General features: G+C 37.1%; 10 protein-coding genes. 7 read left to right on the top strand and 3 right to left on the bottom strand.

The features are described from left to right. Positions 1 to 283: 283 nt before the first annotated feature. Entirely contained in the window at positions 284 to 1,609 is a 1,326-nt protein-coding gene (mtaB, locus tag ZA05_RS03630; RefSeq protein WP_053990320.1) for a tRNA (N(6)-L-threonylcarbamoyladenosine(37)-C(2))-methylthiotransferase MtaB, read from the top strand. 105 nt (positions 1,610 to 1,714) lie between these two features. Further along, complete coding sequence (locus ZA05_RS03625) at positions 1,715 to 2,227, top strand: hypothetical protein (protein WP_053990319.1); 513 nt, start codon at positions 1,715 to 1,717, stop codon at positions 2,225 to 2,227. A 56-nt stretch (positions 2,228 to 2,283) separates the two neighbouring features. Here ZA05_RS03625 and ZA05_RS03620 read toward each other — a convergent pair whose 3' ends face one another. After that, complete coding sequence (locus ZA05_RS03620; RefSeq protein WP_197276041.1) at positions 2,284 to 2,580, bottom strand: GNAT family N-acetyltransferase; 297 nt, start codon at positions 2,578 to 2,580, stop codon at positions 2,284 to 2,286. A 204-nt stretch (positions 2,581 to 2,784) separates the two neighbouring features. On the opposite strand from ZA05_RS03620, the gene ZA05_RS03615 reads away from it, so the two are divergent. Genes ZA05_RS03615 through cls form a run of 3 tightly spaced genes read left to right on the top strand, consistent with a single transcriptional unit; the run spans position 2,785 to position 5,894 of the window. After that, complete coding sequence (locus ZA05_RS03615) at positions 2,785 to 3,447, top strand: hypothetical protein (protein ID WP_053990318.1); 663 nt, start codon at positions 2,785 to 2,787, stop codon at positions 3,445 to 3,447. Between the two features lie 48 nt (positions 3,448 to 3,495). Next, entirely contained in the window at positions 3,496 to 4,434 is a 939-nt protein-coding gene (locus tag ZA05_RS03610; protein WP_053990317.1) for a lytic transglycosylase domain-containing protein, read from the top strand. Continuing rightward, on the top strand, positions 4,434 to 5,894 hold the full coding sequence (gene cls / locus ZA05_RS03605; protein WP_053990316.1) for a cardiolipin synthase: 1,461 nt from the start codon (positions 4,434 to 4,436) through the stop codon (positions 5,892 to 5,894). Before ZA05_RS03610 ends, cls begins: the two co-directional genes overlap by 1 nt. A 6-nt stretch (positions 5,895 to 5,900) precedes the next feature. On the opposite strand, the gene ZA05_RS03600 is transcribed toward cls, so the two are convergent. Continuing rightward, complete coding sequence (locus tag ZA05_RS03600; RefSeq protein ID WP_053990315.1) at positions 5,901 to 6,581, bottom strand: hypothetical protein; 681 nt, start codon at positions 6,579 to 6,581, stop codon at positions 5,901 to 5,903. Positions 6,582 to 6,762: 181 nt separating this feature from the next. Next, positions 6,763 to 7,326 (bottom strand): hypothetical protein, encoded by a 564-nt coding sequence (locus ZA05_RS03595; RefSeq protein WP_053990314.1) that lies wholly within the window; start codon positions 7,324 to 7,326, stop codon positions 6,763 to 6,765. Between the two features lie 166 nt (positions 7,327 to 7,492). On the opposite strand from ZA05_RS03595, the gene rpmH reads away from it, so the two are divergent. Together rpmH and carB are read left to right on the top strand one after the other, a co-directional pair. After that, complete coding sequence (rpmH, locus tag ZA05_RS17995; protein ID WP_076663569.1) at positions 7,493 to 7,654, top strand: 50S ribosomal protein L34; 162 nt, start codon at positions 7,493 to 7,495, stop codon at positions 7,652 to 7,654. A 100-nt stretch (positions 7,655 to 7,754) separates the two neighbouring features. Continuing rightward, positions 7,755 to 10,607 (top strand): carbamoyl-phosphate synthase large subunit, encoded by a 2,853-nt coding sequence (carB, locus tag ZA05_RS03590; RefSeq protein WP_053990313.1) that lies wholly within the window; start codon positions 7,755 to 7,757, stop codon positions 10,605 to 10,607. The last annotated feature ends 56 nt before the right edge of the window (positions 10,608 to 10,663 follow it).

Raw genomic sequence — 10,663 nt, 5'->3', positions numbered from 1 at the left:
ATTTAAAAGTATGAAAAAAAACTTCAAAGACTTTCTGGTTCTGAAGGTTTACTCGGTCTCACATTTCATAGACTTTTATAAAAATTTGCGTTATAAAGGAATTATAGTTTTGCTTTCTATTTTGCAAAGTTCACGGTGTGAAGGTAATTTCTTTTAGCTTTGAAAATTAATAGGTTTTTTGCAAATAAAGCTTTTGTTTTCAGTGAATTAAAAAAGAGAGTGCTTAATTAGATAAAGCGCTCTTTTTTTGTATTTTTGCACTCCTTTTCAAGAGTTTAGGATGATGAGCAAAAAAGTCGCTTTTTATACATTAGGATGCAAGCTTAATTTTTCGGAAACGTCAACCATTGCCAGAAGTTTTTCTGATGAAGGTTTTGATCGTGTGGATTTTTCTGAAAAAGCAGATATCTACGTAATCAATACCTGTTCGGTCACTGAAAATGCCGATAAGCGATTTAAAAGCATTGTAAAACAAGCGCAAAAAGTCAATCCAGAAGCTTTTGTGGCGGCTGTAGGCTGCTATGCGCAATTAAAGCCTCAAGAACTTGCCGATTTTGATGGTGTAGACTTGGTCTTGGGAGCCACCGAAAAGTTCAAAATTACCGATTACTTAAATGACCTTACCAAAAATGATTTTGGGGAAGTTCACTCCTGTGAGATAGAAGAAGCCGATTTTTATGTAGGGAGTTATTCTATTGGTGATCGGACCAGAGCGTTCTTGAAAGTGCAAGATGGATGCGATTACAAGTGTACCTATTGTACGATTCCATTGGCTCGCGGTATTTCCAGAAGTGACACCATGGAAAATGTTCTGAAAAATGCACGTGAAATTTCTGAAAAGAATATTAGGGAGATTGTCTTGACCGGTGTAAATATTGGCGATTATGGTAAAGGTGAGTTTGGAAACAAACGTCACGAACATACATTTTTGGATTTGGTTACCCAATTGGATCAGGTTGAAGGGATAGAGCGTTTGCGTATTTCTTCCATAGAGCCAAATCTTCTTAAAAATGAAACTATTGAACTGGTTTCGAAATCAAGAGCTTTTGTACCTCATTTCCATGTGCCTTTGCAAAGTGGGAGTAACGAGATTCTTAAAAAGATGAAGCGCCGTTACATGCGTGAGTTGTACGTGGACAGAGTTAACAAGATAAAGGAAGTGATGCCACATGCTTGTATTGGTGTGGATGTTATTGTTGGTTTTCCAGGTGAAACTGACGAACATTTTTTGGAAACCTATAATTTTTTAAACGAATTAGACATTTCCTATTTGCATGTCTTTACCTATTCTGAGCGTGACAATACAGAAGCGGCCATGATGGATGGAGTGGTTCCTAAAAACGTTAGGGGAAAGCGTAGCAAAATGTTGAGGGGACTCTCTGTGAAAAAACGCAGGGCCTTTTATGAAAGCCAAATTGGGACCTTTAGGACTGTGTTGTTTGAAGGAGAAAATAAAGAAGGTTACATTCATGGCTTTACTGAAAATTATGTAAAGGTTAAAGCACCATGGAATCCGGAATTGGTCAATACGCTTCATAAAGTAAACTTAACTGAGATTGGAGAGGATGGTATTGTAAGGTTTGAATTTGTTAAGGACTTGGTTGTTTAAGCAAATCTTCATTTTAACTGTTTTTCTCACACTTTATCCATTTTTTTAATCTTGGATGTTTTTCAGCGGTACATTTAGTATTTTTTTAAAACTGCTTTTAATTTGATGAAACAATTAGTTGCTGCATTTTCTATTGTAGTTGCCATCCTGTTGTTGATAGCGTGCTCCGGTGATAACTCTTCTAAGAATGCTATTATTGGAGAATGGAAATTGACCTATTGGAGCGCAGACGTCTCTATGGACCTTAATAATGATGGTCTTGAAAACGTTAATCTTTTGAGGGAAACTGCTTGTACCAACAATGAAATTTTAAGTTTCGATAGCAATGGAATAGTGTCTTCTGAAAATACATTTAACCCTTATGTGATCATTTCCGAATTTAACAATGCTGCGGCATATTCTGTAAATGTAGAATGCGCTGAAGGTATTATTGGATTCGCTACAGATTATTTGTATGATAATGTAAATGAAAATGTGCAGATTGGTGAGAGTACTACGGCCACTATAGATGAAGGGGAGTTGACCATAGTTTATGAGGATGCAATAGAAATATACAATACTGAATTAACTGAAGTGGTGGCAACAAAAGATTTAACCAAAGTTTATACCAAACAGTAAATTAAGAAATCACAAACAAAAAACCGAAGTCTTATATTAAGACTTCGGTTTTTTAGTTATATCCTGATACCTACCGGTAACATTTTTTTGTATTGTCTGTGTCTTCTTATGAACCTTGCTATTTCTGGACTAGTTGGAACTACGCTAATGTTTCGGTCTTGAATATCCGCAAAAACCAATTTTAGGAAGTCTTCGGCAAACTCATCAGACTCTAGCGTCTCAGGTATGATAAGTTTGGTCAGGAAAATTTTACGGTCCTGTAGCGAATACTCAATTTTAGCGAGTTCGTTGTCGATTTTTAGTTCGTATTGACGTAAAAAATCGTTATCAATTAATTCAGCTGCATCAATCATAGTTAATTATTTATTTTAAAGGGTCGGAGGGGAAACAAAAAAACATTTCTGTAGTTTTGCAGTGCAAATTTACAAAAATTATTACATATATTAAAGCCCTGTTAAGGTTAAGTATTTAGGAGATAAAACTTTAGGGTTTTTATGGGCTTTTTTAGGTTGTAACTAGGTTTTATTGTTAAACTCTTGAGATAGGAATTTTAGAGAATGAGCGAGGAGATTATTCACGTATATATGATGCCGGGAATGGCGGCGAACCCTGCAATTTTTGAAAATATTGAATTACCAAAAGACCAGTTCGAGATCCATTGGTTGGAATGGATGTTGCCCGAGGCCCATGAAACCTTGTCGCATTACGCTCAGCGAATGGCTACCAAGATAAAACATAGTAATGTGGTGCTCCTAGGGGTGTCTTTCGGGGGTATTTTGGTTCAGGAAATGAGTAAATTTATTTCCGTTAGAAAAATAATTGTGGTTTCTAGCGTTAAGAATAAACATGAATTGCCCAAGCGCATGAAACTGGCAAAGTTTACAAGTGCTTATAAGCTGTTGCCCACCCATCTGGTCAAACATGTCGAAGCGCTCAGTAACTATACTGTAGGCAAAAGCATGGCCAAACGTGTTGACCTTTATAAAAAATACCTATCGGTTACGGATAAGCGCTATTTGGATTGGGCTATTAAGCAGGTAATTTCATGGGATCAAAAACAAGCACATCCAAATGCCATTTACATTCATGGTGATAAAGACGGCATATTTCCCCATTCCTGCAATGGTAATTGTATTGTAGTTAAGGGAGGTACACATATAATGATTGTAAACAGATATCGATGGTTTAATGAACATTTGCCCAAACTAATTTTGGGCTAACTAACAAAGAATGAGGGATTTTTTTTAAATTTATGTAAAAACAGGATTATGAAAACTATGAAAAATATTTTAGCAGGTTTTGGTTTAATTTGTGTGTCGGGGCTATTTATTTTCGCAACACAAACTTCAACTTCAGATAAACTTTTAACCGAACCTACAAGGTATACAAACGATTATAATGTGTATGCATTGAGTGTGCCCGAGCATTTAAATTTTGCGGGAGAATTGGTGCCTTTGGATAACCCGGATATTTATGAGCGCATGGATAGGGAATTGTTGGTGAACACGTATTGGCAATCTAATGGGTTGTTGTTATTTAAGCGTGCCCATAAATATTTTCCGATTATAGAACCTATTTTAAAGAAAAATGGCGTTCCGGATGATTTCAAATATTTGGCAGTTATCGAAAGTGGTTTGACCAATGCCGTATCTCCAGCTGGAGCAAGGGGAGTGTGGCAGATTATGCAGGCCACCGGAAGAGAAAATGGCTTGGAGGTCAATGATAATGTGGACGAACGCTATCATTTGGAAATGGCTACAGAAGTAGCTTGTAAATATCTTTTGAAAGCTAAAGAACAATTTGGCACGTGGACTTTGGCCGCTGCCGCTTACAATGCTGGCATTAATGGCGTTGCCAATAGGTTGGAAGACCAAGGTGTAAATGATTATTACGATTTGTTGCTGGGAGAAGAAACTGGTCGTTATTTGTTTAGAATAGTAGCGCTAAAGGAAATATTGAATCACCCTGGTAAGTATGGTTTCAATTTCAAGGAAAGCGATTTGTATACTCAAGTTCCTACCTACAAGGTAAAAGTGGATACCGCTGTGACCGATTTTTCAAAATTTGCGAAAGGTTTTGGTATTAATTATAAAATTTTGAAAATCCATAACCCATGGCTTAGGGAGCGATTCTTAAACAACAAGTCAAGAAAGGAATACTTTATAGAAATCCCTAAGGATGGCTATTACAAGACCTCAAAACCTTAATGATAGAAATTGTAAAACACAATTTTTGGACAGTAGTTTTAGTTCTTAACTATCTTTTGGCAGCTTCAGCAGCTGCCACAATTTTGTCCAAAAATATCAATCCAACTAAAACCATCTCATATATTTTGACCTTGGTTTTTTTTCCGTTTTTAGGATTGATAGTGTATTACTTTTTTGGTCAAGAGTACCGTAAGAATAAAATCTTCAACAGAAAGCATATCCTTAACCAGAATATCATCAGATCCCTTCAAAGTGATTTTGAATTGGATCTTGGGCAAATGGCCAAATTGGATGATTTTTTGGGAGATAAGATAAAGTTGGTCAACCTTCTCAAGAAAAGTGAAAATTCGCCATTAACCCTTCATAATGATGTGGAACTCCTTATTAATGGCGATGTGACTTTTGATTATTTGTTGAAGGATTTAAAAGCTGCGGAAGATCATATTCATTTGGAATACTATATTTTTAATGATGATTCCATAGGTACTGAAATTCTGAATATCTTATGCGAAAAAGCAACAAAGGGAGTTGCCGTAAGGTTTAGTTTTGATTCGGTTGGGAGCAAGTTGTCCAAAGCTACACGAAACAAACTAAGAAAAAGCGGAGTAGAGTTTTACCCCTTTATGCCTGTACTGTTCAAGAAGTTTACAAGTAAAATGAACTATCGCGACCACCGAAAAATAGCCATTATTGATGGGAAGATAGGCTATCTTGGAGGGATCAATGTTGCTGATAATTATTTAAACAATCGAAAGAAAAACAAGCATTTTTGGAGGGATACCCACATTAAGTTGGTAGGGGAAGCGGTCAAACCTTTGCAAGTTCATTTTTTGACCAATTGGGAGTTTGTTTCTGGGCAAAGATTTAAAGTGTCCAAAAACCTCTTTCCAGATTTAAGTGCTACTTCAGGGGAGGTTGCTGTACAAATTGCAGCCAGTGGTCCAGATACAGATTGGGCCAATATCATGGAGGCTATTTTTACGGCAATTAACACGGCAGACGAGTATGTGTATATAACCACACCTTATTTTATTCCCAACGAACAAATTATTACGGCCTTACAAGTAGCTTCCAAAAGTGGGGTGGATGTACGGTTATTAATTCCTAAAATATCAGATTCTTGGACTGCCAAATATGCTAGCAATTCTTATTTGGAGTCTCTAATGGAAGCCGACGTCAAAGTATATCGCTATACCAAAGGAATCATCCATGCCAAAACCATAACGGTGGACGGTGTGTTTTCTTCCATAGGTACCTCTAATATGGATTATAGGAGCTTTAATATCAATTTTGAAATAAATGCTTTGGTATATAATAAAGAGTTGAGCAGGCAACTGGAAAATCAATTTATGGAAGATTTGAAGGATGCTGAGAGGGTGGATTTTGAACGTTGGAAAACAAGACCGTTTCATCAAAGGGCAAAGGAGTCTTATTGTAGGCTTTGGTCTCCATTATTGTAGAAAGTACTACTGTCTATCGGTGAGTAAGCTTTTTTTGAACTCTTCAAACAGAAAAATAAGTTCCTTAATGTGGTTTTCGGCCATTGCATAGGATTTTTTGGTTTGTGAAGTGTCAAACGAAAACAAGGAGAATTTTCTATCCAATGCCATTAATTGTTTGGTGCTCGATACAAAAAAGCAGGCTGGGGCACCAAAGGAATGCTTGTAGGTTTTGATTATGCTGTTGGAAAGGTTCTCAGTTTCGTCGATGTAGGTAACAGTGACATATCTATTGTAGCCTCCAGTAACCTGCTTTACTTTTTTCTTTGGTCCCCAATACAGTACAATGACTTCTACTTGATTTCTATAGGCTTGCGCAATGGTGTTTATGGCTTCTATTTCTTTTTCATTGGGGAAATCCCAAGTCGTTTTGGTAATCAATAAAAAGGGGTTTTCAAAGTCATCGGTTTCCAAGTCTCCTCCGGAAAGCTTTGGTAGCTCAAGGTTGGGGATAAAAGTATTCAGAAGATGATTTTCAAAAAGGGAGTCAAAAAGCACTTCGGCCAATTCATAATCCTTGTTCTCAAAGGCGAGATTGCTCTGTTTTATATAGGGTTTCAAATGTTGGGAAATGGCGTCGTTGAAGTAGACTTTATTATCCTGGGAGTAGGTTAAAAAAGTAGAGGCAAGCAGTAATATTGTAAACATTCTAAGCATATGTAACAATATTTTGTTTATGAGCTGTTACCTAAATGTACAAAACCATACAATAAAACCAAAAGTTATACGTTTAAACTTATTGTTATTTAACTGTTTATAACATATTAAGAATAAAAAAAGCACTGTATTTACAGTGCTTTTTTACATTTATAAGGTTTGGCTTTAGCGCTTAGCGTCTTCTTCCGTGGCGCATGGAGCCGTAGTGCTGATTTGGCATTTGTGCTTTCTTCATGCTGTCTTTCATCATTTTTATTTGGTCGGTCAACATCCCTCGCTTATCCAGTTTTTGGGCTTCACCTAAAAGAATTTTGGCTTCTTGGGGTCTTCGTTTACTAAAGGCAATACCCGCCAAATTCAATTTAGCCATGGCCATATCGTGATCCATAGCCAATCCTAGAGCAACCGCTTTTTTGAAAAATTTCTCGGCTTCGTTCATGTTGGTCTGGGAAACCATGATACCATGAAGGTAGTTGTAGTAGCCCTCTTGTTTTTTTACCAAGGCACTGGATGGGTTTTTAATTTTACCTAGCCATTTTTTTGCGCCCTCAAAATCTTGTTTTCTCAATTTAAGAAAGGCCAAAAGTATAAACTCATTCTTAAAGTAGAAGAATACAAATACAAGGGAAAGTAGGATGAGCATAATGCCGTTTCCTATATAACTTTCAGTAAATTGATAGATGGCATAACCAAATATTAAAGCCGCGATGACTAGTTTGATATTTTTGTTGTACATTACCTAATTAAATTTAAGTTTGCAAAGTTAATAAAAAGTATTGAAAATATTTTTTGCTTTTGATTTGCTAGAGTAAAAAGTCTTTGTATATTTGCACGCAGTTTTTAGAACGGCTATAAAACTTAGTTACAGTAATAAGCAAAGAAGATTTTAAAGATATAAGACAATGAGTAAAAGAACGTTTCAACCGTCAAAAAGAAAGAGAAGAAACAAACACGGTTTCAGAGAAAGAATGGCTTCTGCTAATGGCAGAAAGGTACTTGCTCGTAGAAGAGCTAAAGGAAGAAAGAAATTGTCTGTATCGTCTGAACCAAGACATAAGAAATAATGATTGACAATTGTTAATATATTAAGGTGTTGCTTAGGTAACGCCTTTTTTTATATCATTTTGATAACTATTTTTGTAAATAATTTATTCTCTCATAAAAATGCCAAAAAATAAAAACATAAATTCTGTACTTCTCATTGGGTCGGGACCAATCATCATTGGTCAAGCATGTGAATTTGATTACTCTGGGTCGCAGGCGCTTAGATCCCTAAGGGAAGATGGAATAGAAACGATTTTGATTAATTCGAACCCGGCAACTATTATGACCGATCCTGCAATGGCGGATCATGTGTACTTATTGCCGCTAACTACAAAATCAATCAGAAAGATTTTGGAGGAGCACCCTCAAATTGATGCCGTATTGCCAACCATGGGAGGACAAACTGCATTGAACTTATGTATTGAGGCCGATGAAAAAGGAATTTGGGAAGAATACAACGTTGAACTGATTGGTGTAGATATCGATGCCATCAATATCACTGAAGATAGAGAGCAGTTTAGAGATTTAATGACAAAAATTGGAGTGCCAATGGCGCCCCAAGCTACAGCAACCTCATTTTTAAAAGGAAAGGAAATAGCGCAAGAGTTTGGTTTTCCATTATGTATTCGTTCGTCGTTTACATTAGGTGGAGCAGGAGCTGCTATTGTCCATGATGAAGCAGATTTTGATGAGTTGTTAAGTCGCGGACTTGAAATTTCACCTATCCATGAGGTGATGATCGATAAAGCTTTATTGGGTTGGAAAGAGTACGAGTTGGAGTTGTTGCGTGATAAAAACGATAATGTCGTTATTATCTGTACGATTGAAAATATGGACCCTATGGGAATCCATACGGGAGACTCCATTACTGTAGCGCCAGCCATGACATTATCAGATACAACGTTCCAGCGCATGAGGGATATGGCCATCCACATGATGCGAAGTATTGGAGACTTTGCAGGGGGATGTAACGTACAGTTTGCAGTAAGTCCAGATGATAAAGAGGATATTATCGCAATTGAAATTAACCCACGTGTATCTCGATCTTCTGCCTTGGCAAGTAAGGCTACGGGATATCCTATCGCTAAGGTAGCTTCCAAATTGGCTATTGGTTATACATTAGACGAATTAAGCAACCAGATTACAAAATCTACATCGGCATTGTTTGAGCCTACATTGGATTATGTGGTTGTAAAAATACCTCGTTGGAACTTCGATAAATTTGAAGGAAGCGACCGTACCTTAGGATTGCAGATGAAAGCTGTAGGAGAGGTAATGGCCATTGGACGTTCATTCCAAGAAGCACTTCATAAAGCCACCCAGTCATTGGAAATCAAGAGAAATGGATTGGGAGCTGATGGAAAAGGCTATAAAAACTACGACCAAATCATCGACAAGCTTACACATGCTAGTTGGGATCGAGTATTTGTAATTTACGACGCTATTCAATTGGGAATTCCATTGAGTAGAATCCACGAGATTACAAAGATTGATATGTGGTTCTTGAAGCAGTATGAAGAGCTTTATCACCTAGAAAAGGAAATCTCTAATTACACTATCGATACAATTGATAGAGAATTACTTTTAGAGGCCAAACAAAAAGGATATGGGGACCGTCAAATAGCCCACATGTTGAACTGTTTGGAGAGTGAAGTTCATAGTCGTAGAGAAGAGCTTAACATAAAGCGTGTTTATAAGCTAGTTGATACTTGTGCTGCAGAGTTTAAGGCGCAAACACCATACTATTACTCAACTTTCGAGAATAGTGTAGAAACTTCAGATGGAAACGTATATTCTGAAAATGAAAGTGTAGTTTCAGATAAGAAGAAGATCATTGTATTGGGATCTGGACCAAACAGAATTGGACAAGGAATTGAGTTTGATTACTGTTGTGTGCATGGTGTTTTGGCAAGTGCCGAGTGCGGATACGAAACTATCATGATCAATTGTAACCCTGAAACGGTTTCAACAGATTTCGATATTGCAGATAAACTGTATTTTGAACCAGTATTCTGGGAACATATTTACGATATCATTAAGCATGAAAAACCGGAAGGTGTAATTGTTCAGCTAGGTGGTCAAACGGCCTTAAAATTGGCAGAGAAATTAGACCGCTACGGTATCAAAATTATAGGAACAAGCTTCCAGTCCTTAGATTTAGCTGAAGATAGAGGAAGTTTCTCAACCTTGTTGAAAGAAAATAATATTCCTTATCCACAGTTTGATGTGGCAACCACTGCCGATGAGGCCTTAGCTATTTCAGAAGTATTGGATTTCCCAATCTTGGTAAGACCATCTTATGTACTTGGTGGACAAGGAATGAAGATCGTAATCAACAGAAATGAGTTGGAAGAGCACGTAGTGGATTTATTACGCACCATGCCAGACAACAAGTTGTTGTTGGACCACTATCTAGATGGAGCAATCGAAGCGGAAGCAGATGCCATTTGTGATGGAGAGAATGTTTACATCATTGGAATCATGGAGCATATTGAGCCTTGTGGAATTCACTCTGGTGATAGTAATGCTACCTTGCCTCCGTTCAATCTTGGAGAATTTGTAATGCAGCAAATCAAGGATCACACCAAAAAGATTGCATTGGCCTTGAACACGGTTGGCTTGATCAACATTCAGTTTGCCATCAAGGATGATACGGTATACATTATAGAGGCGAATCCAAGAGCATCACGTACTGTACCATTTATTGCCAAGGCTTATGGAGAACCTTATGTAAACTTTGCAACAAAGGTAATGTTGGGTGAGAAAAAGGTAACTGATTTTGACTTCAATCCACAATTGGAAGGATATGCAATCAAGCAGCCAGTATTCTCTTTCAACAAGTTCCCTAAGGTGAATAAAAAATTGGGGCCAGAAATGAAGAGTACGGGAGAAAGCATCTTGTTTATAGACAGTTTGAAGGATGATGAATTCTACAATCTATATTCAAGAAGAAAGATGTACCTGAGCAAATAATTCATCATTTTTTCGATGAATGGTAAGTGACTGTATTTAAAAAATTAGTAATTTAG

The organism is Mangrovimonas sp. TPBH4 (assembly GCF_001280505.1).
Taxonomy (GTDB): Bacteria; Bacteroidota; Bacteroidia; order Flavobacteriales; family Flavobacteriaceae; genus Mangrovimonas_A.
This window is presented reverse-complemented; position numbering and strand designations above follow the sequence as displayed.